The following is a 24,341-nucleotide window of genomic DNA, read 5'->3' as shown; positions in this document are numbered from 1 at the left end:
TTTTATTTCGCTAAAATTAAGCTAAGCCTTTATCTTTCAGCACTTGAAGCATAGTCGAACCCAATTCTGCTGGACTACGGGTATATGCCATGCCTGCTTTTTCAAAGGCAGAAAATTTTTCTTCCGCTGTGCCCTTGCCACCTGAAATAATCGCACCTGCATGCCCCATGCGTTTACCTTTAGGCGCAGTTACACCCGCGATATAACCTACAACAGGCTTGGTGACATGGGATTGGATATATTCAGCTGCTTCTTCTTCTGCCGTTCCACCAATTTCACCAATCATAATAATGGCTTCGGTTTGCGGATCTTCTTGGAACAGTTTTAAGCAGTCAATCTGGTTCATGCCTGGAATTGGGTCACCCCCGATTCCGATACAAGTAGACTGACCTAAACCAAGCTTAGTCGTTTGCGCCACAGCTTCATAAGTCAATGTACCCGAACGCGAGATGATGCCAATTTTACCCGGTTGATGAATATGACCCGGCATAATCCCGATCTTACATTCACCCGGTGTAATAATTCCTGGACAGTTTGGACCAATTAATCGTGCGTTATTGCCATAAGTTTCAAGATAACGTTTGGCTTTAAGCATATCCAAAGTTGGTACGCCTTCTGTGATCACTACAATTAGCTCAATACCTGAATCAATCGATTCAATAATTGAATCAAGTACAAAAGGTGCAGGCACATAAATAGAGGTTGCAGTCGCACCTGTTTCACGTACCGCTTCTTTCATGGTATTAAAAACTGGCAGACTTAAATGTGTTTGACCGCCTTTACCCGGTGTTACTCCGCCAACTACTTTAGTTCCATAAGCAATTGACTGTTCTGAATGGAAAGTTCCGTTTTTACCGGTAAAACCTTGTACCAACACGGTTGTGTCTTTATTTACTAATACGCTCATGATTGATACTCCCTTACGCTTTCACTGCAGCAACAATTTTTTCTGCAGCATCAGCCAGACCAATCGCAGAAATTAATTTCAAACCTGATTCATCGAGTAATTTTGCCCCTAACTCTGAATTGTTGCCTTCTAGGCGAACAACTACAGGTACAGTGACATGTACTTCCTGAACCGCTGCAATAATTGCTTCTGCAATCATGTCACAACGCACAATACCACCGAAGATATTAATCAACACACCTTGTACAGAAGAGTCAGAAAGGATGATTTTAAATGCTTCAATGACGCGGTCTTTGGTTGCACCACCGCCAACATCAAGGAAGTTCGCAGGCTGACCACCATAGAGTTTAATAATGTCCATGGTTGCCATGGCAAGACCTGCACCATTGACCATACAACCAATGTTACCTTCCAAAGCAACATAGTTCAGATCAAATTCAGAAGCTTTTAATTCACGCTCATTTTCCTGAGATTTATCACGCATTGCAGCGATTTCGGGTAAGCGATAAAGTGCGTTTGAATCGATCCCCACTTTGGCATCCACACACAGAATATCGCCATTTTCTCGAACTGAAAGCGGATTAATTTCAAACAGGGCAAAATCATTTTCAATAAATGCCTGATAAGCAGCTGTCATAATTTTGACAAATTGGTTGATTTGTCCATCTTTTAAATGAAGTGCAAAGGCCACTTCACGCGCTTGAAAAGGCATTAATCCCACCAAAGGATCTACTTCTACCTTAATAATTTTTTCTGGGGTTTCTTCTGCCACTTTTTCAATTTCGACACCCCCTTCTGTGGATGCCATAAACGTCACGCGGCGGCTAGAACGGTCAACCACTGCACCGAGGTACAGTTCACGTTCAACGGGATAAACATCTTCACACACAAGAACACTATTTACTGGCTGACCATTGGCATCGGTTTGGTAAGTCACAAGGCGTGTACCAATAATACCATTTACATATTCAGCGGCTTCATCGCTTGATTTTACGACTTTTACCCCGCCTGCTTTACCACGTCCCCCAGCATGAACTTGAGCCTTCATCACGGCAAACTTACCACCGAGTTGCTCAAATGCTACTACAGCTTCTGCTGCATTGGTTGCAAGTACACCCTCTTGAACAGGCATACCATATTTTTTTAATAACGCTTTTGCTTGATACTCATGTAAATTCATCGAATAACCTTTTATTACTTCTTTGCTTTGTTATGACCCACCAATACCCAGACGTCCGTCAAAGCAGTATTGGCATTTTTTAAAATCGTTATCTTTATTTTTAGATGATTGTTCCAATAAAAACAACCATGAAATGTAAAAAGAGCGACCTAAGTCGCTCTTTTTTCGAATTACTTACGCTTACGTTGAATCGCGTGAATTGCACGTCCATCGACTGCCAGTGCAGCTTCATGTACCACTTCAGAGAAAGTTGGGTGACCGAAAGTCATCAACTGTAGATCTTCAACTGAAGATACAAACTCAAGCGCGATCATACCTTGGTGAACGATATCAGACGCAGCAGGTCCAATCACGTGCATACCCAATAAACGATCCGTTTTTGCATCAGCAACAAACTTAACGAAACCAGCGCCTTCACCTGCAGCTAAAGCACGACCATTTACCGCAAAACCGAATTGACCAGTTTTAACTTCATGACCTTTATCAATTGCTTGCTGTTCTGTTAAACCTACCCAAGCCGCTTCTGGGTGTGTGTAGATTACAGAGATGATGGTGTCGTAGTTCACTTGAGCAGCATGACCGTGAATACGTTCAACTGCCATTACGCCTTCTTCCATTGCTTTATGTGCAAGCATTGGACCACGTACCAAGTCACCAATCGCGTATACACCTTCAACAGAAGTTGCACACCAATCGTTTACTTCAACCAAACCACGTTCAGTCAATTTAATGCCTGAATCATCAGCCAATAAACCTTCAGCATATGCACGACGACCTACACAAACGATCAATTTATCGAAAGTTTCAGTTTTGTCTTCACCAGCCTGGTTATATTTAACCGTCACTTCACGACCGTTGATTTCAGTACCTGCAACTTTTGCACCGATACGGATATCCATACCTTGCTTAGTCAACAGTTTTTGGAAGTCTTTTGCCAAAGCTTTATCAGCCATTGGTAAGAATGCATCCATTGCTTCAAATACAACAACTTCTGCACCCAAACGACGCCATACTGAACCCAATTCAAGACCGATTACACCGGCACCAATCACACCTAAACGCTTAGGTACTTCTTGGAATTCAAGCGCACCAGTAGAATCAACGATTAAGTCTTGATCCACAGGAGCTACAGGAATATTTACAGGAACCGAACCCGTCGCAAGAATCACATATTTAGGCTCTAAAACTTGAACTTCACCTTCAAATGGAGTGAATTCAACTTTTTTACCCGCGAGTAATTTACCAGTACCTTGTAACCATTCAATGCCATTGCCTTTAAGCAATTGAGCAATACCACCCGTCAATTGATCTACAACTTTGTCTTTACGACCAAGCATTTTAGAAAGATCAAATTTAACTTCACCCGTGGTAATACCATGGTCATCTAAATGCTGAACGGTATCTTCATAACGATGTGAAGAATCAAGTAAAGCTTTAGAAGGGATACAACCCACGTTTAAGCAAGTACCGCCTAAAGATGGCTTGCCTTTATGAATACGTTTTTCGATACAAGCAACTTTGTAACCAAGTTGAGCAGCACGAATCGCCGCTTCATAACCACCTGGTCCACCGCCAATTACAACTAAGTCAAATTGTTGAGACATTTTTATCTCCAAAAATGGGCCTAGAGGTTCGCCCTAAGCCCATGGATTTATTCTTTAGAATTAAAGATCAAGGATAAGACGAGCTGGCTCTTCTAACAATTCTTTAATTGCCACAAGGAAACCTACAGCTTCTTTACCATCGATTAAACGGTGGTCATAAGAAAGTGCCAAGTACATCATTGGTAAAATTTCAACTTGACCATTTACAGCCATTGGACGCTCTTGGATTTTGTGCATACCCAAGATTGCAGTTTGTGGCGTGTTCAAGATAGGCGTAGATAACAATGAACCGAAAGTACCACCATTAGTAATAGTGAACGTACCGCCAGTCATGTCTTCAATACCCAATTTACCGTCACGTGCTTTTGCAGCAAAACCACGGATGCCGTTTTCAACTTCAGCATAGTTCATGCGGTCTGTATCACGAAGTACAGGAACCACTAACCCACGTTCAGAAGATACAGCAACACCGATGTCATAGTAACCGTGATACACGATATCGTCGCCATCAATTGATGCATTTACCGCTGGGTAGCGTTTAAGTGCTTCAGTTGCTGCTTTAACGAAGAATGACATGAAGCCAAGACGTGCACCATGACGTTTCTCGAATGCATCTTTGTATTGAGCACGCATTTCCATGATTGGTTTCATGTTCACTTCGTTAAACGTCGTCAACATTGCAGTGCTTTGCGTTGCAGCAAGAAGACGTTCAGCAACACGTTTACGAAGACGAGTCATTGGAACACGTTTTTCGATACGTTCGCCAATAGCAACGCTTAATGGTGCAGCAGCAGGAGCCGCTGGTTTAGCTTGATGGCTTGCAACATCTTCTTTCGTGATACGACCACCGCGACCAGTACCCGCAACATCAGCAGCAGCAATACCAGTTTCAGTTAATGCTTTACGTACCGCAGGTGCTTGGTCAGAAACAGGTTGAGCACGTTCAACAACAGGTGCAGCACCCGCTTCAGTTTGAGACGCAGCTTGTTCAACTTGTCCTTCAGACTGAACTGCTTGAGTTTGAGCAGCGCCTGAAACAGCACCTTCTTCAAACTGTGCAATCACTTCGTTAGAAAGAACAGTTTCGCCTTCACCTTTAAGGATAGTAGCGATTGTACCGTCAGCAGGAGCAACAACCTCTAAAACAACTTTATCAGTTTCGATATCGCAGATCACTTCATCACGTGATACAGCTTCACCTGGTTGTTTGTGCCAAGTTGCGATCGTACCGTCTGCAACTGACTCTGGGAATACCGGTGCTTTAATTTCGGTTGCCATTATTTAGAATCTCCTGATTGTTCAGCTACGATCGCCAATGCGTCATTTACTAGCTGAGCTTGTTGTTTTGCATGCAAATATGGTGAACCACAAGCTGGCGCAGCAGAGGCTGGACGGCCTGCGTAACTGATACGAACTTGTTTAGCAGATTTCATCACATCATCATATAGACGTGGCGCGATGAATAACCAAGCACCTTGGTTTTTCGGCTCTTCTTGAGTCCAAACCACTTCTTTTAGGTTTGGATAAGAAGCAAGTACTTCAGCAATACGTTGTTCTGGGTATGGATACAATTGTTCGATACGAACGATTGCAGTGTTGTTTAGATTTTCTGCACGACGTTTTTCAAGTAAGTCATAGTAAACCTTACCGCCACAAAGGACTAAACGAGTCACGTCAGCGTGGTTGATTTGATCTACTTCATCAATCACAGTCTGGAATGTACCAGTTGCAAGCTCTTCTAAAGTAGAGGTTGCAAGTTTGTGACGAAGCAATGACTTCGGTGAAGTCACGATCAATGGTTTACGGATTGGACGAACCGCTTGACGACGCAATGCATGGAAAATCTGTGCAGGTGTAGTCGGAGTAATCACTTGCATGTTTTCTTCAGCACATAACTGTAAGAAACGCTCTAAACGTGCAGATGAATGCTCTGGACCTTGACCTTCATAACCGTGTGGAAGCAACATGGTTAAACCACATACACGTTCCCATTTGGTTTCACCTGAAGCGATGAACTGGTCGATTACAACCTGTGCACAGTTCGCGAAGTCACCAAATTGCGCTTCCCAAACAATTAAACCATGTGGAATTGTGGTTGCATAACCATATTCAAACGCAAGCACAGCCATCTCTGACAACAATGAGTCATAAATTGCAGTACGCGGTTGGTTTTCTTTGATATGACAAAGTGGAATATATGTTGAACCATCAACCTGGTTATGCAATTTCGCATGACGATGCGAGAAGGTACCTCGACCAACGTCTTCACCGGTAATACGAACCATGTAGCTTTCATCAAGCAAGGTTGCATAAGCTAAAGTTTCAGCCGCACCCCAGTTCAATGGCATTTCACCCGTTTGCATTTTCAAGCGTTCATCAATCACTTTCGCGACTTGACGTTGCATCACGAAACCTTCAGGAAGCTCGCGCATTTTTGCGCCAATTTCTTTCAAGCGTTCGATTGGGAAAGTGGTATCCCAAACATCTGTGTATTCGTGACCTAAATAAGGTTTCCAGTCCACAAACATTTTTGTATTTGGTTCTAATACCAGTGCGTTGGCAACATGCTTGCCTGCTTCAAGATCTGCGCGGTAATTTTCAACCATTTGATCAGCAGAGGCACGGTCAAGAACACCTTCTTTAACCAGTTGATCTGCATAAAGTGTACGTGTAGTCACTTTTTTGTTGATCACTTGGTACATCATTGGCTGTGTTGCTGCTGGCTCGTCCGCTTCGTTATGACCACGACGACGGTAGCAGAACATGTCAATCACAACGTCTTTACGGAAAGTATGACGGAAATCATGTGCCAATTGAGTCACGAAAATCACAGCTTCTGGATCATCGCCATTCACATGGAATACTGGTGCCTGAATCATTTTCGCGATATCAGTACAGTATTCTGTAGAACGTGCATCACGTGGATCAGATGTTGTAAAGCCCACCTGGTTATTTACCACAATGTGAACTGTACCACCCACTGTATAACCACGAGTTTGTGACATCTGGAAGGTTTCTTGGTTTACACCTTGACCTGCAAATGCTGCATCACCATGTACGATGATTGGCAATACATCATCACCACCAATGTCACGACGACGCACTTGACGAGCACGTACAGAACCTTCAACGACAGGTCCAACGATTTCTAAGTGTGATGGGTTAAACGCCAATGCCAAGTGAACTTCGCCACCCGCAGTCATTACGTTAGATGAGAAACCTTGGTGGTATTTAACGTCACCAGAACCTTTTTTATGAATTGATTTACCTTCAAATTCACCAAAAAGATCTGCCGGGTTTTTACCCATGATGTTAACAAGAAGGTTGAGACGACCACGGTGTGGCATTCCAATCACAACTTCTTTACAACCTACAGCACCTGCACGTTGAATGATTTCATTTACCATCGGGATAAATGATTCACCGCCTTCAACACCGAAGCGTTTAGCACCAACGTATTTGTTACCCAGGAATTTTTCCAGACCTTCAGCTGCAGTTAAACGCTCAAGGAAGTGTTTTTTCTGTTCTGCAGTAAAGTTAAATTGTCCTTTCGCACCTTCAAGACGTTGTTGAATCCAACGTTTCTCTTTAGTGTCAACAATGTGCATGTATTCGGTACCAACAGAACCGCAATAAACGGCTTCCATTGCTTCAACCATTTCACCAAGCGTCGCTTCTGCTTTACCTAGTGCAAGGTTACCTGTGTTAAATACTGTATCGAAATCAGATTTAGTTAAACCGTGCGTAGCAAGATCAAGATCAGGCACGTCTTCACGTTTTGCCAAACCTAATGGATCCAATTTTGCTTTTTGATGACCACGATTACGATAAGCAGCAATAAGTTGTAAAACGCCAATTTGACGACGTTCATGCTCAGAACTTACAGAACTTTGAACAACAGGTTGTACGCGGCTTGAATTGCGACCTAATAAAAGGAATTGCTCACGTACATTGCTATGTGGTTGATCACCTTTAGGGAATTTATCGAAATATTCACGCCAGTCAGCTCCAACTGAGTCTGGTGACGTCAAATAATGTTCATAAAGTTCTTCAATATACGCTGCACTGTCAGCGCTTAGTTCAGTGTCAAGACGCAGAGCGTCAGCAACTTCTTGCATTTGTGGACCCATTTCCTATTGCAAAAACATTTTCAGGATGCTTTTTAAGCGAACCCATGATTAATAATGTCAAATTGGTAATATGACATTAGTCCCCATAAGGCATAAGCCATGAGGCGTTATCACTACATCAGGAATAACCCAATGTGAATAATGAATCATAACGCCCTCATTGGCATCATCACTCATTTAAATACTCGACCGAAACCGAGCAATTTTTTGCAAATCGACTTAGAAAAAATAACTGCGCGACCTATTTTTTCTAAAACGATTAATCTCTATTTATAAACCTTATACACACTCTAAAATGTTGAAAAAATGTACATAAATAAGGCGCTTTTTTTAAATATAGCGATGTGTCAAATCGTAACATGATATCTGGTTACAATTGATTTTTTTGACACATACCTCTCATAAATTAGCGAAATACATACTTAACATTTTCATCTAAGCTATGGTGCTTTATTTAATAATTGGATTCAATGTAGACTATAGTCCCAAGCCAGCAAACCCAATACAATAAAAGAGAGCACAATATTTAAACTGGCCCTCTTTATTTAGGTTATATCTTAACATTTTAATCTCAACTTTGTAGATTCAAACTTGAGATTGGCGCTTTAATTGTCAATTCGAACAACTTAACTACAATTTAATTAAGCTTTCATGTCATTTCGATTTATTTTTAAACAATTCCAGTCATTTAATTCAACACCAATAACAACCACCCTCACCCATTACATACATTTTTTGCATGAACCTATAAATCATTATGATATTCAAAACATAAAAAAGCACACCATGAGGTGTGCTTTTTTGACTGCTAAATATTAGCCCGCTTGGTCTAACAACATGCTACGGATGTGACCGATCGCTTTAGTTGGATTCAAACCTTTAGGACAAACAGATACACAGTTCATGATGCCTTTACAACGGAACAAGCTGAATGGATCGTCAAGACGAGCCAAACGATCTTGAGTTGCTGTATCACGAGAGTCAATAATGAAGCGGTATGCATTCAACAATGCTGAAGGACCCAAGAATTTGTCCGGGTTCCACCAGAATGATGGACATGCAGTTGAACAGCATGCACAAAGAATACATTCATAAAGACCATTTAAATGCTCGCGTTCTTCAGGAGACTGTAAACGCTCCTTCGCTGGCGCAGGCTGATTATTGATCAAGAATGGATGAATTTTGTTGTACTGATCGTAGAACTGATTCATATCAACAACCAAGTCTTTTACTACAGGTAAACCTGGTAAAGGACGAATGGTGATTTCGTTTGGTAAATCGTTAAGATTCCACAAACAAGCCAAACCATTTTTACCGTTGATGTTTACACCATCAGAACCACAAATACCTTCACGACATGAACGACGGAACGTTAAAGATTCGTCTTGTACTTTTAACGCAAGAAGAGCGTCAAGCAACATACGGTGCTTGTCAGTCAACTCAAGTTTAAAAGTTTGCATGTACGGTGCTTTATCCTTATCAGGATCATAGCGGTAGATATGAAATGTACGGATACCTCTACTCATCTTTATTCTCCTGATTAGAATGTACGTGGTGCTGGTGGAATCGCATCAACCGATACTGGTTTGTAACGGACTGGTTTGTATTCAAGATGATTGTCTGAAGAGAACCACAAAGTATGCTTCATCCATTCATCATCACGGCGACCGTAAGAATATGTTGGGTGATCTGCTGGCAATTCATAATCAACAACAGTATGTGCACCACGACATTCTTTACGAGCAGCAGCAGAAATTAACGTTGCTTTCGCGACTTCGTATAAATTCTCAACCTCTAGAGCCTCAACACGTGCGGTGTTAAATACTTTAGATTTGTCTTTTAAATGAATATTACGAACACGTGGCTCAATCGCAAGAATTTGTTTCACGCCTTCATCAAGTAATGCTTGAGTACGGAATACACCAGCATGGTCTTGAACGATGTCACGAATTGCATCAGCAACGTCTTGAGCATTTTCACCAGAAGTTGATTCATCTAAGTGACGAATACGCTTTCTTGTATTTTCAAACACTGTGGTCGGAAGCGGTTGGTACTCATCACCGTGATGTTTAGTCACGTAATCAATAATGTGTTCACCAGCAGCCTTACCAAATACAACCAAGTCAAGCAGCGAGTTGGTACCTAAACGGTTTGCACCATGTACAGATACGCAAGAACACTCACCAATTGCATAGAAGCCTTTAACAGGTTTTGTATAGTTACGCTCACCACCGTTGGTTGAGTAAACGTCACCACTTTTGTCATAACCTGCTTCAAAGTTAGTATCCGAAGCACCTTCAGGAACAACAACCTGTCCATGAATATTTGTTGGAATACCACCCATTTGATAATGGATTGTCGGCACAACAGGAATTGGTTCTTTAGTAATATCAACGTTCGCGAACTTCTTACCAATCTCAAATACAGATGGAAGACGTTTCATGATCGTATCCGCACCCAAATGCGTCATATCTAGAAGGATATAATCACCTTTAGGACCACAACCACGACCTTCTTTAATTTCCTGGTCCATAGAACGTGATACGAAGTCACGTGGTGCCAAGTCTTTCAAAGTTGGTGCATAACGTTCCATGAACGGTTCGCCGTCTTTGTTGCGAAGGATTGCACCTTCACCACGACAACCTTCAGTCAACAATACGCCTGCGCCCGCAACACCTGTTGGGTGGAACTGCCAGAATTCCATATCTTGTAATGGAATACCAGAACGAGCAGCCATACCAAGACCGTCACCAGTATTGATATACGCATTGGTAGATGCACGATAAACACGACCCGCACCACCAGTTGCAAACAATGTCGCTTTTGCTTGGAATACCGCAATATTACCAGTTTCCTGGTCAATTGCAGTCACACCCAGTACATCACCAGCTTCGTTACGAATCAGATCAAGCGCGATCCATTCTACGAAAAATTGAGTACCCATTTTCACGTTGCTTTGATAAAGCGTATGAAGAAGCGCATGACCTGTACGGTCGGCAGCAGCACATGCACGTGGAACAGCTTTTTCACCATAGTTTGCAGAGTGACCGCCAAATGGACGTTGGTAAATCGTACCGTCCGCATTACGGTCAAATGGCATACCCATGTGTTCAAGTTCATAAACAACTTTTGGCGCTTCACGACACATAAATTCGATTGCGTCTTGGTCACCTAACCAGTCCGAACCTTTTACCGTGTCATAGAAGTGGTAGTGCCAGTTATCTTCTTGCATGTTACCAAGAGATGCACCAATACCACCTTGCGCTGCAACAGTGTGCGAACGTGTTGGGAATACTTTAGTAAGCACTGCAACATTCAAACCCGCTTGAGCAAGTTGATATGAAGCACGCATACCTGAACCACCACCACCAACGATGACTGCATCAAAAGTGAGGTGTTGAATGTTTGTATAATCTTCTTTAGGGGTTATCGCGCCCATGATATTTTCCTATCAATTCGCCCAAAAAATCTGGATCGCCCAGATTGCATATGCAAATACAGCAATAATTACTGCTGATGTCAGCACTAGGCGTAAACCTGAAGCTGAAGGACCCATTTGACGGGTAGTCACATAGTCAGTGAATACCTGCCACATGCCGATCCAAGCGTGTGCGACAAGAGATAAGACTGCCAATAAAGATAAAATCTTCATTGGTAATGTCATCATAAAGCCAAACCATTGTTCGTAGTTAAATCCGCCATTAATGAGGATCCAACCAAATACCACAACAGTATAAACAGCTAATACAACAGCACTGACACGTTGGATAAACCAATCGCGAGAACCTGAACCCGTAAAACCTGTAGCACTTTTCATTAGAGAACAATCCATACAAATGCTGCAATAATACCAATTGCAGACAAGATCAATGAAATAGTAGCTGCTATACGACCACTTTGCAGTTCTTCGGCAACACCGATATCTGCAAGTAAATGCTTAACACCCGCAATAAAGTGGAATATTAAACCGGCTACAAATACCCATACGATGAAACGCACAATGAAGCTACCGAAGATTGCTTGAACTTGAGCAAAACCTTCAGCCGAAGACAATGATTTGTCTAAAAGCCACAAAAGTACCGGTACGAGTAAAAATACGATGACACCAGAAAGACGGTGTAGAATTGATGCAATAGCCACAGGGGATTTTAAGTTTACTTCTAAAACTTGACCCATGGACAAATTGACAGGTCTGTTGCTTTTCACAGCGGGCATCCTGTAAGTAAAAACTCCATCCGGAGTTTGTTGGAATTAATTCGAAGGAAAGCTAGCATTGTTAGGTATTTGCAGTATCCAGCAATACCTAAACTTAAAACGACAGGGAATTATAAAACGTGAACTATTAAAATACAAACAATCACATTTACCTTTTCCACAAAAAACCATTAAATAAGAATCATTAGCATGGATTCCCCTATTAAAGTAGACAAAATACATCTAAGAAAACATAGCTATATACTTGGTTTTTATTAATTAAAACACTATTTGATTGATCGTTTTTTGCTTTGACAATTAAATCAATATATTTAGACTAAAGATGAACAAAGCACCCTAATGGCTTGTTATCTCTTTATATAATGATGAATCAGGAAAATCACCTGTATATTTTTTAAATAAATATAAGGTATTTATGTAAAAGCACATATTGGCAACATCATGAAACGAAATAATAACTTAGTCTGTGCATAACTCCCCGCCCTCACCCTATAAAGTTCACTATATAGACAAAAAAATGGCTTTTTATTACACAATTGATTAATAAATCATCATCTTCACCGCAGAAAATCAGTTATTTCCTATACAAACGCACACTTTTTTACAGATGATTAATCGCTTTTTATTATGAATAAGAAAGCAACACTTTCCTTCAAGCAATATCGGTAAGTTGCGAGAATTATAATAGTTTAGTCATAAAAGCCATTTGCAAAACTCAAAACATCTAGAGCTTTTAAGAATTAAAACTTGCCTACAATTAAAGCAGTAGCATTATTTTTTTCTGCACCTAAGCAACAATTTGACTTATTATAGCGTGTCTGTGCTGTGATTTTCCTCATCATTATTGGATTATTTTTTGACCAAACTCTTATGAAAACGTCATTTTTTATCCATAAGTATAATTGACAAAATTTCAGTACTCACTAATCTTATAGCAAATTTTCGATCCATCTGATTCGCGCATTAAAAGATTAGTACTACGAGTCGGATAAAACATTCACCAGGACAGGAGATCTATTGAATGTCTGAAGCAACTGGCAAAAAAGCCGTTTTACAGCTTGATGGCAAAGAAATTGAATTACCAATTTACAGCGGCACATTGGGCCCAGATGTAATCGACGTTAAAGATGTGTTGGCCGCAGGTCACTTTACTTTTGATCCTGGTTTTATGGCAACAGCTGCATGTGAATCTAAAATCACATTCATCGATGGTGGTAAAGGTGTTCTTTTACACCGTGGTTACCCGATCGACCAGTTAGCAACTAAAGCAGACTACTTAGAAACTTGCTACTTATTGTTAAATGGCGAACTCCCAACAGCTGAACAAAAAGTAGAATTTGACGCTAAAGTTCGTAACCACACGATGGTTCACGATCAAGTTAGCCGCTTCTTCAATGGTTTCCGTCGTGATGCTCACCCGATGGCAATCATGGTTGGTGTAGTGGGTGCGCTTTCTGCGTTCTATCACAACAACCTAGACATCGAAAATGTTGATCACCGTGAAATTACAGCAATCCGCTTGATTGCTAAAGTTCCTACGCTTGCAGCTTGGAGCTACAAATACACCATCGGTCAACCGTTCGTTTACCCACGTAACGACTTGAACTACGCTGAAAACTTCCTTCACATGATGTTCGCTACTCCTGCGGATCGTGATTACAAAGTTGACCCAATTCTTGCTAAAGCAATGGATCGTATTTTCACGCTTCATGCTGACCACGAACAAAATGCGTCTACTTCTACAGTACGTCTAGCTGGTTCTACAGGTGCTAACCCTTACGCATGTATCGCTGCGGGTATTTCTGCACTTTGGGGTCCTGCTCACGGCGGCGCGAACGAAGCTGTTCTTAAGATGCTTGATGAAATCGGCTCTGTAGAAAACGTTGCTGGCTTCATGGAAAAAGTGAAAACTAAAGAAGTTAAACTTATGGGCTTCGGTCACCGAGTTTATAAAAACTTCGATCCACGTGCGAAAGTAATGAAAGAAACTTGTGATGAAGTTCTTGCTGCTCTAGGCATCAACGATCCACAACTTGCTCTTGCTATGGAACTTGAACGTATTGCGTTGTCTGACGAATACTTCATCAAACGTAACTTATACCCTAACGTAGACTTCTACTCAGGTATCATCCTTAAAGCGATTGGTATCCCGACTGAAATGTTTACTGTAATTTTCGCTCTTGCACGTACTGTTGGCTGGATCAGCCACTGGTTAGAAATGCACAGCGGTCCTTACAAAATTGGTCGTCCACGTCAACTTTACACTGGTGAAGTTCAACGTGACATCCAAGGTCGTTAATTCGAAAGAATTCTACGATTTAAAAAACCACCCTTTCGGGTGGTTTTTTTATGACTCAAAAATACTTTAATTTTTTCTTAATACCCAATAAACTACTTTATTATTTTAAGCTCAGCACAAGATCACGCTTTTTGAGACAGGAACGGAATACAGTCCTCATAGGCCTGACACTCTTGACCACGTGATTTTTTAATAAAATAATCCTGCACCATCTGTGCCTGCTGTTCAATGCCATACTGCAAAAACAACTTACCCTGCTCCAAGACATAACGATATTTGCGGTCAAATATTGCCTTACGCACCACAGCCAAACCTTGCTGAATTTGCCAAACGTGAGTCAGCTCATGAATTAACCATGACTGTTTAGCTAACGACAGTTTTGAAAAGTCTTCGCACCAGTTTTGCGGATGGAAATAAATATGTCCATTCGGGCTAATCGCATAATTTTTCAAAACAGCCCGATGCGCCACAATTCGAATAGAATCCAGCTGCAAATGTGTACCAAAAACAGACTGTGCAAGCTGCCTTTCACCTTGGGTTAATTTACGATTCTTAACCTCAAATAACTGATTCAAAGTATGCAATATAGATTTCATAAATAATGTCATCTGATCGGGCAATAACCATGCATTTTAGCGTTCTTATTCTCCCACTAACGCTGTAGTTTTTTTGTCTAAATTCGGATTTTTTTTTGTTTTTTTCTCAACAAATGCCGCAATTCGTATATAGTATCGAATTGCTAATTATTGATTAAACATCTATTTGTTTGTCGTCACGTACACAGCGTTGAACCAATAGCCATAATAAATCATAAGTCTGTGTATATATCCCTATAGGTATAGGATTAAGTTGTAATGAAAAGTTTTAAAATTGCCCTTGCACAATTCTCTCCGCATATTGGCAATATCGAAGCAAATGCTCAAAAAATGCTTGAACAGGTAAATGAAGCCAAAAAACAAAAAGCTGATTTAATTATCTTCCCAGAGCTTTCAACCCTTGGCTATCCTGCGGAAGATTTATTACTCCGCCCCAGCCTTGCTAAACGTACTCAAAAAGCATTTGAGCAACTTAGCCAAGTGAAAGACATTGTAATGGTCTTTGGTTTTGTCAATCAAACAGAAGATGGTCACCGCTACAACGCTGCAGCCGTAATGAAAGATGGTCAAGTGCTTGGCATTTATAACAAGCAGAACTTGCCAAACTATAGCGTATTTGATGAAAAGCGCTATTTTAGCGAAGGACATCAACACCTTGTTTTTGAATATTTAGGTCATAAATTTGGCGTTTTGATTTGTGAAGATATCTGGTCACTCAGTACCGTGCATCAATTATCACAACTAAATGTTGAAACCGCTTTAGTCTTAAATGCTTCACCTTATGAAGTGGGTAAACCGCAACATCGTCTTACCACCATGAGCGAGCTTGCTAAACAATTGAACATTAATTTGGTTTATACCAACCAAGTCGGTGGTCAAGACGACCTTATTTTTGATGGCACCAGTTTTGTTATCAATAAAGATGGCGGCATTGCCTTACAGGCACCAAGCTTTAAAGAAGATATTTATTACGCCGAATATGCAGCTGAACAACAAGCTTATAAAGTTGGAACAGTAACTCCTGCTTTAGATACCATGGCTGAAATTTATCAAGGTCTGGTTTTAGCGACTCGTGATTATATTCAACGCTCTGGCTTCCCAGGTGTGATTCTAGGTTTGTCTGGCGGGATTGACTCAGCACTAACACTTGCAATTGCAGTTGATGCAATTGGTGCAGACAAAGTTCAAGCCGTGATGATGCCGTATACCTACACTGCTCAAATCAGTGTTGAAGATGCTGCCGCACAAGCGAAGAATATGGGTGTGACTTTCGGTATTGCCGAAATCAATCCAATTGTTCACAGCTTCATGCAAACCCTGTATCCATTCTTTGGCAACAGCCCTGCGGATGCGACTGAAGAGAATTTACAGGCTCGTTCACGTGGCACACTGTTGATGGCATTATCGAATAAATTCGGTAATCTGGTATTGGCTACTGGTAACAAATCAGAACTTTCTGTAGGTTACTGCACGCTGTATGGCGATATGGCCGGTGGTTATGCCGTTCTGAAAGACGTGTATAAAACGATTGTGTTTGAACTGGCTAAATACCGTAACAGCATTTCAGAAACCCCAGTGATTCCTGAACGTGTGATTACTCGTCCACCTTCTGCTGAACTTCGTCCTGACCAAAAAGACCAAGATTCTTTACCTGCTTATGACGTACTTGATGCAATTCTTTATGCCTATATTGAAGAAGATATGAGCCAAGATGACATCATTGCCAAAGGCTTTAAAAAAGAAGTGGTTGAAAAAATCATTCGTCTGGTCGACCGTAACGAATACAAACGTCGTCAGGCTGCGATTGGCCCGCGTATTAGCTCACGCTCATTTAGCCGTGAACGTCGCTATCCAATCATGAATGGATGGGCACCGGGTGCCTAAGCAGGACTTTGCTCCACAGTTTGCTCAAGCGCTTATGCTTGAGCAAACTCGCTTTATTAAAAAACAATTATTAGCAGAACAAAATAACCCATACATAGAAAAATTTATTCATCACATTTATACCCATTCAGATCAAATACTATTAAAACAATGTATTCAACTTGAAGCATTACAAGATGTGGTTCAAAAATATGCTTTTGAACTAAATTTAGGCGCGGAAATTTTAGAGTTTATCGGCCTTATCGCACAAAGAATTCATCATCTTGCCATTAATAGCCACACTCAAATCAATGAGCTATTTTCTGATGAATCGTTTGAATTATGGCTGTACAAGATTCTTGAATTAGACCAGTTGCGTCATTACATTCAAGCCAACCTGCAGCACAATCCACAAGTAAACCACGTGAGTTTACAGCTGGCTAATCAAATCCTCGAAAGCAATACACCTTGGCTGGATCACCTACGCAAGTTAAATACGCATGAATATGGTTTGGGTTCCAAAATACTGAGTTTTATTCAAGACCAACAACAAAATATTGAACTCAAATTGGAACAGCAACTTGCTCAGGCACTGCTCAAACAACTGGGTAATATCATTTTATTACCCAATGAAGAACTTGCCGATATCAGCCTGCATTTATGGGATGATGTTAAACAAAGAACTTTAAAAGAAACTTTCTCTCAATTCCAGGCCATCGACTTTGAAGAGTTTTTCATATTGGTTTATGAAACATGGCGACAGTTGAGACAAGGCGAATACTTACAACAGGTGATTTTGGATGTTGTAGCCGTTTTTTATGATTATTTTGCCGATTACAACCTACAAGAATTATTGCAGTCTGTTGGCTTAAATGAAGCTGATTTGCATCAGGAAGCACTGCGTTTCTTGCCGCATGCAATTCAGGCTCTAGAACAACAAGGTTTATTAGACGAGATTCTACAGCAACTGATCTCGCCTTTTTATTTAAGCGAAACAACACATCAATTTATTGAGCAGTATATCCAAGACAAATTGTAATTCTTTTCTCGTATTTTTTATACAAGCCAATACTTTCTTGACCCACAAAAAAAGAGACCACGCTGAGAGCGTGGTCTATAAAAATGGTGGCTATGACGGGACTTGAACCTGTGACCCCCGCATTATGAGTGCGGTGCTCTAACCAACTGAGCTACATAGCCATAAACTGTGTGCGCATTATCTAAATTTCAGCGAGTAGCGTCAAGCCCTTTATTTTACAAGTGTTCAGACTTTAATCGATTTAAAATTTTTAAGTTAATATTTAAACAAAACCCGCTTTTATTCATGATATTTTTCCCATTATTCCCCCCAAATAAAAACCTCAATAGACCGAGAAGCATATGAATCAATTCAAATTAATCTGTATAAGCTTAGTCGCTATTGTGGGTACAGGCTGTCAAGTGATCTCTCCCCTCTTTGTGAACTACAATGGCGTACGTATGGATGTAGCACGCTGGATCAACAATCAACAACTGCTGAGCATGCAACAAAAGCGTAGCCTTGCCCAGCTCAGTAAAGCACAACAAAAACTCTATCGAATTGAACAAATTCCAGAAGATCAAAAATTAGCGATTGCCAAACAAAACCAGATCGCACTGCATTGCGCATATCAGTATTTGACTGAACATAAAATTAGTCAATTACAATTAATGGTGTTCGGTGCAGATAAGAAAGACACTATTCTAGAAAAATACGATCAAGAATTTCCAAAAATTAAACTGGCAACAAGCGCCATTCAGTGCGAATAAATTATTTTTTAAATATAAATTTTAAGCATAAAAAAAGGTCACGCTTATAGAAGCGTGACCTATGAAAATGGTGGCTATGACGGGACTTGAACCTGTGACCCCCGCATTATGAGTGCGGTGCTCTAACCAACTGAGCTACATAGCCAAAACTGTGCGCGTATTATCTATTTCAACATGCTGCATGTCAAGAAATATCACACAATAATTGTAAAAAAATTAGTGAAGTGAGCCGATAAGCCGGGTTCTGTCGTGAACGATCATTCCTCTAGGCGCACAATCACTCGTACGCTCAAGCGACCTACCCGAATCCAGCACGGGCCGTGCCTCAGGATTCCTATTTGGTCTTGCTTCTGGTGGGGTTTACCTTGCCGTGAACTGTTACCAGACACGCGGTGCGCTCTTACCGCACCCTTTCACCCTTACCATCTCTCTTGGTCTCCCTGAAGGGAAATTGCAAAGATGGCGGTCTACTCTCTGCTGCACTTGCCGTCGGCTTTCACCGCCCAGGCGTTACCTGGCACCCTGCCCTATGAAGCCCGGACTTTCCTCCCCTGTTTCAATCACGAAGATCTACACAGCAGCGATCGTCTAGCTCACTTCGGGGCGCATCTTATCAAACTTCAGCACTAATTGCTTGTGCTTTTTTGAGCAATCAGTTTTTTATATTTATCCATCAATTGATCTTGTGACTCCACATGCTCTGGGTCATTCGGAATACAATCGACTGGACAGAATAATTGACACTGGGGTTCATCAAAATGCCCGACACATTCGGTACATAAGTTTGGGTGAATTTCATAAATGATTTCACCCATAAAAATGGCCTCATTCGGGCACACCGGCTCACAAACATCACAATTGATGCATTCATCGGTAATATATAAAGACACGCTACCAACCTTGTTGCTGTTTCCGTTTAAAGGCTTCAACCACAGCTTGCGGTACAAACTGGGTCACATCACCATTTAAACGTGCTATTTCACGTACCAACGTAGATGAAATAAAAGAATATTGCTCTGAAGGGGTTAAAAACACCGCTTCAAAATTCGAATCAAGGCGACGATTCATATTGGCCAATTGAAATTCGTATTCAAAGTCAGATACTGCACGCAAACCACGAAGCACTGCTGTAGCTTTTTGTTCACGGAAAAAATTCACCAACAAACCATCAAAGCCCACAAATTCTACATTGGGCAAGTGACTTAACGAACTCTGCGCCAAATCCACTCGCTCTTCTAAACTAAAGACTGGATTCTTATGATGACCAATGGCAATGGCAACCACAACTTCATCAAACATTTTCGCTGCACGTGACACTAAATCGATATGACCATTGGTGATTGGATCGAATGTGCCCGGATAAATAACGCGAGTTTTAGACATCCATTTGTACTCTAGTTTATTGTGTAGATACTTATTTTAACAAAAACTTGTTTTTTTAGTGAATAATCCTCATAAATTTAAAAAACTTCATCTTGGTTCGAGTTGCGGTACAATAGCAGTAAGATTGGAAGTATCAGATTATGGCGAAAGCAAGTATTGTAGTTAAAAAAAATAACGGCGGAACTATTGCACTTAACAAACGTGCCCGCCACGATTATTTTATTGAAGAGAAATTTGAAGCTGGTCTTTCATTACAAGGCTGGGAAGTAAAATCAATGCGTGCAGGTCGTATGACCATCGTAGAAAGCTATATTACCTTTAAAAATGGTGAAGCCTTCTTGTTTGGCGCACAGGTTCAGCCTTTGCTGAGCGCATCATCACATGTTGTGCCTGAAGCAACACGTACGCGTAAGTTGTTATTGAACCGTCGTGAAATTGAAAAGTTAATGGGTGCGATTAACCAGAAAGGTTATTCATGTGTTCCATTGGCGTGTTATTTCAAAGGTCCAAAAGCGAAACTTGAAATTGCCTTAGTAAAAGGTAAACAGCTGCATGACAAACGTGCGACTGAAAAAGACCGCGATTGGCAGCGTGATAAAGCACGTATTTTCCATAAATAAGTTTTTATCGATAAAACAAAAAACCTCCATCTGGAGGTTTTTTAATATTCACATCAATCTGCTTTTATTTTAGTTTAGCCAGCAATAAGCCGATATATTCACCAAACCAGATGGCTGTATCTAAATCACCTTGTGGCGGTGTTGTTTCAACAGGTGCATTATCAGACTGGGTCATTAAACCTAAAAAGCTCGACATCCGGTTCAAATCCTGCGTGCTACGCCCGGTGGGCATCATCGGCAAGCCTGTCCACAACATACCATGTTGCATAGCAAACAAATTAATCTGTTGCAATACTGCTAACTTGTCACCGCTCAATCCACCACCATTGGTAAAGCCAGCTGCGATTTTGCCTTGCCATGTGCGTGCCAACCAGCGTTTGGAAGACTGCTCCATAAATAACTTCAAAGCAGCAGTTAAACTTCCCATATAGGTTGGGCAGCCGAAAACAATCGCATCAGCTTGATCTAGTACATCCCAATCGACATGTTCAATGTTCATGCAATGCACATGAATACCTGTTTGCTTGGCACCTTGAGCAATAAAAGAGGCAACTTTTGCAGTATGTCCATAGGGGCTATGATAAACGATGGCAATAGATTTCGAAGATAAAGACATATCAATAAAAGCAGTAAATTTTAAGCAAGTTTAACAGTTTCAAGCCATAAACACGAATGTGGCCATGCGTCCTGTCTTTGTTTCACGGCGATAGGAAAAGTATTCTTCCGCTTGTTGATAAGAACATTGGTCACCACCAAGCACAACCTCAACACCGTGTTGCTGCAGAATAAATCGTGCGATGGCATACAAGTCGGCATAAAACTTAGCGGATTTTCCACTGTCTTTAAAAGCACTCTCCAGTTCAGGATATTTTGAACAAAAAGCGAATTTGACTTCTTCACCAATTTCAAAACATGACTGGCTGATTGCAGCGCCTAACCATGCCCAAGCTGGCTGACTTTGCATGCTCGCAATGGTATTTTCAACAATACCATTGGCCAAGCCTCGCCAACCGGCATGGAGATTCGCGATTTCCGTGCCATCTGCATTGCCAAGCACGACAGGCAAACAATCCGCAGTCATCATCATTAAAGCATGCGCTTTACGCTGGGTGACCAGACCATCGCCTTCTAGGGCTTCAAAATAAATTTCTTCATTGATGGTATGACAAATGGTGCTGTGAGTTTGTGTCATCCAGGTCACTTTATCGACGCCGAATTCGGCAAACTCCTGTAGTAACGCCATACGATGCTGCTGTACACGCTTTGCATCATCATGGACATGCAATGCCAAGTTAAATCCTGCAAGTTCAGGTTGCGCAGAGGGTTGAGCTTTTTGATGATGCACTCGTGTCTGCCCAACAAATACGCCTTGTGGAAGCCCTTGAACAAATTGCATGTCTCTTTCCTTATGATTCATAGCAAGCGATAAAATAGCTTAGTAGGCTTGGTTTTCGCTACGTAACACTTCAACCAATTGAGCAAAGTCATCTGCCCACGGTGCTTCAAACATCATATCTTCACCTGAACGTGGATGAACCAGGCCAAGTTTTGATGCATGTAATGCCTGGCGTTTAAAGCCACGCAAAGTTTCACCCAGTAACTCAGAAGCACCGGCAGGAACGCGGACACGACTCATATACACCGGATCACCGACCAGACCAAAGCCCAGATAACTAAAATGAACACGAATTTGATGGGTACGACCCGTTTCCAAACGCGCTTGTACACGGGTGAAATGCTGGAAGCGCTCTTTCACGTTGTAATGTGTTACCGCATCCTTACCACCCGGCAAGATGGCCATTTTAATACGATCAACCGGATGACGTTTAATCGGCTCATCAATGGTGCCACCGGCAATAATTTTGCCGTAAACCACCAGATCATAAACACGGTAGACGGTTTTCTTCGCCAACTGCTTACTCAATGCAAATTGAGATTCCAGATTTTTCGCAACCACCAGCAAACCGCTGGTGTCTTTATCAATACGGTGTACCAGACCGGCACGTGTCAACTCAGCCGATTTAGGATAATGATGCAACAAGGCATTCACCAAGGTACCCGAGCTGTTGCCCGCGCCTGGATGAACCACCATGCCGACCGGTTTATTAATGACAATAATGTCGTCATCTTCATAAACAATATTCAATGGAATATCTTCAGGCAAGCTTTTGGTTTGAACTTCCAGCTCAACATTGAGTGTTAAAAGCTCATTGCCTTCACATTTATACTTGGGCTTGACAGTGTTACCATTTACCAACAAATGGCCATCTTTCAGCCACTGCTTCAATTTTTCACGGGAAAAATCGTTCCAGACCAGAGCTGCAACCTGGTCGATACGTTGCCCTAAATAACTTTCATCCAATTGAAATTGCAACGATAAACGTGTTGCAGTTGAGTCTGAAGTATGGTTATCTGCATCCTCAGAATCTTCAAGTAAATTGAAATCAGTTTCAGGGAAATTAGAATTAGAAGATTGTGCTTGACTCATTTGCTCATTCAGACAAAAGTGGTTTAATAGTGCAATTGTAGCTCATTGCCCGTATTAACAGAGGAATTTTTATGTCGTTACCACGTTATAAAATGACAATGCTTGCTTTATCTTTAGGCGTTGCGTCGGCAATAGCGGGCTGTAGCAGTAATCCAAAGAAAGATGTTGTGGATACAGGACCACAATCTAGCGAGCAAGTTTATATTCAAAAAGCTGAAAAAGCCCTTGAACGTGGTCAATATACCGACGCGGCTAAGCATCTTGAAGCGCTAGATACTTATTACCCTACAGGTGATTATGCGCAACAAGCACAATTAGAATTGTTGTACGTTAAATTTCAACAAAAAGATTATGAAGGTGCCATTGCACTTGCTGAACGTTTTATTCGCTTAAATCCACAACATCCAAATGTGGACTATGCTTACTATGTTCGTGGCGTGGCGAATATGGAACAAAACTATAATGGTCTATTACGCTATACCTCATTAAAGCAGGCACACCGTGATGTCAGCTATTTAAAAGTGGCTTATCAGAACTTTGTAGATTTCATCCGCCGCTTCCCATCGAGCACTTATGCAGTCGATGCAGCACAGCGCATGAAGTTTATTGGTACTGAATTGGCTGAATCCGAGATGAATGCTGCGCGTTTTAATATCAAACGCAAGGCATGGCTAGCTGCAGTTGAACGCTCACTATGGGTGGTAGAACACTATCCACAAACGCCTCAAGTGCCTGAAGCCTTAGCCACGATTGCCTATGGTTATGACAAATTAGGTGATACGCAAACTTCGAAGCAATATATTGAAGTGTTAAAGCTCAATTATCCAAACCTGGTTAAAGCGGATGGTAGCGTGAATCTTCGTGCTGCACGCAGTGAAGGCAGCTGGATTAACCGCGCAACTTTAGGTGTGTTTGGACGTGAAGCGCAGACTTCAACAGAGGCAGAGCAACAACAAAGCTCTGAAGATGGGGAGAAACGCAGCATCACCAATCGTTTAAGTTTCGGCTTGTTAGATCGACCACAAACTGAAAGTAGTATTACTGCACCGAAACAGGAAACGATTGAAGAACCGACCACAGAAGAAGCTCCAGCAACTAAATAAGCCGAGCTTACTGGTCGCATTTTCATGAAGGGCAAGTTATCATACTTGCCCTTTTGTTATTTTAACCGATCATATTGATCATTTTGTGCAAAAGGTATACAAATTAACTTTTAACAGCTGATGCACTTTTAACATAGCTAACTTCTGACAGCCCATTTGTCAGCC

The 24,341-nt window shown here is 41.4% G+C and carries 21 protein-coding genes, 2 tRNA genes and 1 other RNA gene; 6 read left to right on the top strand and 18 right to left on the bottom strand.

Annotated elements, in window-relative coordinates; all coding sequences use genetic code 11:
* Positions 1-16: 16 nt before the first annotated feature.
* From sucD to sdhC, 9 genes are all read right to left on the bottom strand, one after another.
* Complete coding sequence (sucD, locus tag HLH14_RS06210; protein ID WP_067724024.1) at positions 17-907, bottom strand: succinate--CoA ligase subunit alpha; 891 nt, start codon at positions 905-907, stop codon at positions 17-19.
* A gap of 13 nt (positions 908-920) precedes the next feature.
* On the bottom strand, positions 921-2,087 hold the full coding sequence (sucC, locus tag HLH14_RS06205) for an ADP-forming succinate--CoA ligase subunit beta (protein WP_067724023.1): 1,167 nt from the start codon (positions 2,085-2,087) through the stop codon (positions 921-923).
* A gap of 170 nt (positions 2,088-2,257) precedes the next feature.
* Positions 2,258-3,691, bottom strand: a complete 1,434-nt coding sequence (gene lpdA, locus HLH14_RS06200; RefSeq protein WP_067724022.1) for a dihydrolipoyl dehydrogenase — start codon at positions 3,689-3,691, stop codon at positions 2,258-2,260.
* A 60-nt stretch (positions 3,692-3,751) separates the two neighbouring features.
* Positions 3,752-4,969, bottom strand: a complete 1,218-nt coding sequence (gene odhB / locus HLH14_RS06195) for a 2-oxoglutarate dehydrogenase complex dihydrolipoyllysine-residue succinyltransferase (RefSeq protein ID WP_067724021.1) — start codon at positions 4,967-4,969, stop codon at positions 3,752-3,754.
* A complete protein-coding gene (locus HLH14_RS06190; RefSeq protein WP_067724200.1) occupies positions 4,969-7,809 on the bottom strand; it encodes a 2-oxoglutarate dehydrogenase E1 component in 2,841 nt (946 codons plus the stop codon). The genes odhB and HLH14_RS06190 overlap by 1 nt, the downstream gene beginning before the upstream one ends.
* 827 nt (positions 7,810-8,636) lie before the next feature.
* Entirely contained in the window at positions 8,637-9,347 is a 711-nt protein-coding gene (locus HLH14_RS06185; protein WP_067724020.1) for a succinate dehydrogenase iron-sulfur subunit, read from the bottom strand.
* A 14-nt stretch (positions 9,348-9,361) separates the two neighbouring features.
* On the bottom strand, positions 9,362-11,260 hold the full coding sequence (locus tag HLH14_RS06180; RefSeq protein WP_067724019.1) for an FAD-binding protein: 1,899 nt from the start codon (positions 11,258-11,260) through the stop codon (positions 9,362-9,364).
* Positions 11,261-11,272: 12 nt separating this feature from the next.
* Entirely contained in the window at positions 11,273-11,638 is a 366-nt protein-coding gene (sdhD, locus tag HLH14_RS06175) for a succinate dehydrogenase, hydrophobic membrane anchor protein (protein ID WP_067724018.1), read from the bottom strand.
* Positions 11,638-12,036, bottom strand: coding sequence for a succinate dehydrogenase, cytochrome b556 subunit (sdhC, locus tag HLH14_RS06170; RefSeq protein WP_067724017.1), 399 nt, complete (start codon positions 12,034-12,036; stop codon positions 11,638-11,640). Before sdhC ends, sdhD begins: the two co-directional genes overlap by 1 nt.
* A gap of 1,021 nt (positions 12,037-13,057) precedes the next feature.
* Here sdhC and gltA point away from each other — a divergent pair.
* Positions 13,058-14,335, top strand: coding sequence for a citrate synthase (gltA, locus tag HLH14_RS06165; RefSeq protein ID WP_067724016.1), 1,278 nt, complete (start codon positions 13,058-13,060; stop codon positions 14,333-14,335).
* A gap of 122 nt (positions 14,336-14,457) precedes the next feature.
* Here gltA and HLH14_RS06160 read toward each other — a convergent pair whose 3' ends face one another.
* Entirely contained in the window at positions 14,458-14,943 is a 486-nt protein-coding gene (locus HLH14_RS06160) for a type IV secretion protein Rhs (RefSeq protein WP_067724015.1), read from the bottom strand.
* 246 nt (positions 14,944-15,189) lie between these two features.
* Between HLH14_RS06160 and HLH14_RS06155 the strand changes: the two genes are divergently transcribed.
* Together HLH14_RS06155 and HLH14_RS06150 are read left to right on the top strand one after the other, a co-directional pair.
* Positions 15,190-16,815: an NAD+ synthase gene (locus tag HLH14_RS06155; RefSeq protein ID WP_067724014.1), complete on the top strand. Its 1,626-nt coding sequence runs from the start codon at positions 15,190-15,192 to the stop codon at positions 16,813-16,815.
* Positions 16,808-17,833: a hypothetical protein gene (locus HLH14_RS06150; RefSeq protein WP_228139725.1), complete on the top strand. Its 1,026-nt coding sequence runs from the start codon at positions 16,808-16,810 to the stop codon at positions 17,831-17,833. Before HLH14_RS06155 ends, HLH14_RS06150 begins: the two co-directional genes overlap by 8 nt.
* 84 nt (positions 17,834-17,917) lie before the next feature.
* On the opposite strand, the gene HLH14_RS06145 is transcribed toward HLH14_RS06150, so the two are convergent.
* Positions 17,918-17,994: transfer RNA gene (locus tag HLH14_RS06145), tRNA-Met, on the bottom strand.
* Between the two features lie 180 nt (positions 17,995-18,174).
* On the opposite strand from HLH14_RS06145, the gene HLH14_RS06140 reads away from it, so the two are divergent.
* Complete coding sequence (locus HLH14_RS06140; protein ID WP_067724012.1) at positions 18,175-18,582, top strand: hypothetical protein; 408 nt, start codon at positions 18,175-18,177, stop codon at positions 18,580-18,582.
* Between the two features lie 68 nt (positions 18,583-18,650).
* On the opposite strand, the gene HLH14_RS06135 is transcribed toward HLH14_RS06140, so the two are convergent.
* From HLH14_RS06135 to coaD, 4 genes are all read right to left on the bottom strand, one after another.
* Positions 18,651-18,727 (bottom strand) — tRNA-Met (locus HLH14_RS06135).
* Between the two features lie 72 nt (positions 18,728-18,799).
* Positions 18,800-19,182: RNase P RNA component class A (rnpB, locus tag HLH14_RS06130), an RNA gene on the bottom strand.
* 26 nt (positions 19,183-19,208) lie between these two features.
* The gene (locus HLH14_RS06125) at positions 19,209-19,472 is read right to left on the bottom strand and encodes a YfhL family 4Fe-4S dicluster ferredoxin (RefSeq protein WP_067724011.1); all 264 of its coding nucleotides are present in this window, start codon (positions 19,470-19,472) and stop codon (positions 19,209-19,211) included.
* Between the two features lies 1 nt (position 19,473).
* A complete protein-coding gene (coaD, locus tag HLH14_RS06120) occupies positions 19,474-19,965 on the bottom strand; it encodes a pantetheine-phosphate adenylyltransferase (protein WP_067724010.1) in 492 nt (163 codons plus the stop codon).
* Positions 19,966-20,105: 140 nt separating this feature from the next.
* Between coaD and smpB the strand changes: the two genes are divergently transcribed.
* Entirely contained in the window at positions 20,106-20,585 is a 480-nt protein-coding gene (smpB, locus tag HLH14_RS06115) for an SsrA-binding protein SmpB (protein ID WP_067724009.1), read from the top strand.
* Between the two features lie 64 nt (positions 20,586-20,649).
* Here smpB and HLH14_RS06110 read toward each other — a convergent pair whose 3' ends face one another.
* Genes HLH14_RS06110 through rluD form a run of 3 tightly spaced genes read right to left on the bottom strand, consistent with a single transcriptional unit; the run spans position 20,650 to position 23,073 of the window.
* Complete coding sequence (locus HLH14_RS06110; protein ID WP_067724008.1) at positions 20,650-21,201, bottom strand: flavodoxin family protein; 552 nt, start codon at positions 21,199-21,201, stop codon at positions 20,650-20,652.
* 39 nt (positions 21,202-21,240) lie between these two features.
* Positions 21,241-21,981 (bottom strand): peptidoglycan editing factor PgeF, encoded by a 741-nt coding sequence (pgeF, locus tag HLH14_RS06105; RefSeq protein WP_067724007.1) that lies wholly within the window; start codon positions 21,979-21,981, stop codon positions 21,241-21,243.
* 39 nt (positions 21,982-22,020) lie between these two features.
* Positions 22,021-23,073, bottom strand: coding sequence for a 23S rRNA pseudouridine(1911/1915/1917) synthase RluD (gene rluD / locus HLH14_RS06100; protein WP_067724006.1), 1,053 nt, complete (start codon positions 23,071-23,073; stop codon positions 22,021-22,023).
* A 71-nt stretch (positions 23,074-23,144) separates the two neighbouring features.
* Between rluD and HLH14_RS06095 the strand changes: the two genes are divergently transcribed.
* Positions 23,145-24,176: an outer membrane protein assembly factor BamD gene (locus HLH14_RS06095; protein ID WP_067724005.1), complete on the top strand. Its 1,032-nt coding sequence runs from the start codon at positions 23,145-23,147 to the stop codon at positions 24,174-24,176.
* Positions 24,177-24,341 lie beyond the last annotated feature (165 nt).

The sequence above is a fragment of the Acinetobacter terrae genome, assembly GCF_013004375.1.
Classification (GTDB): Bacteria; Pseudomonadota; Gammaproteobacteria; order Pseudomonadales; family Moraxellaceae; genus Acinetobacter; species Acinetobacter terrae.
This window is presented reverse-complemented; position numbering and strand designations above follow the sequence as displayed.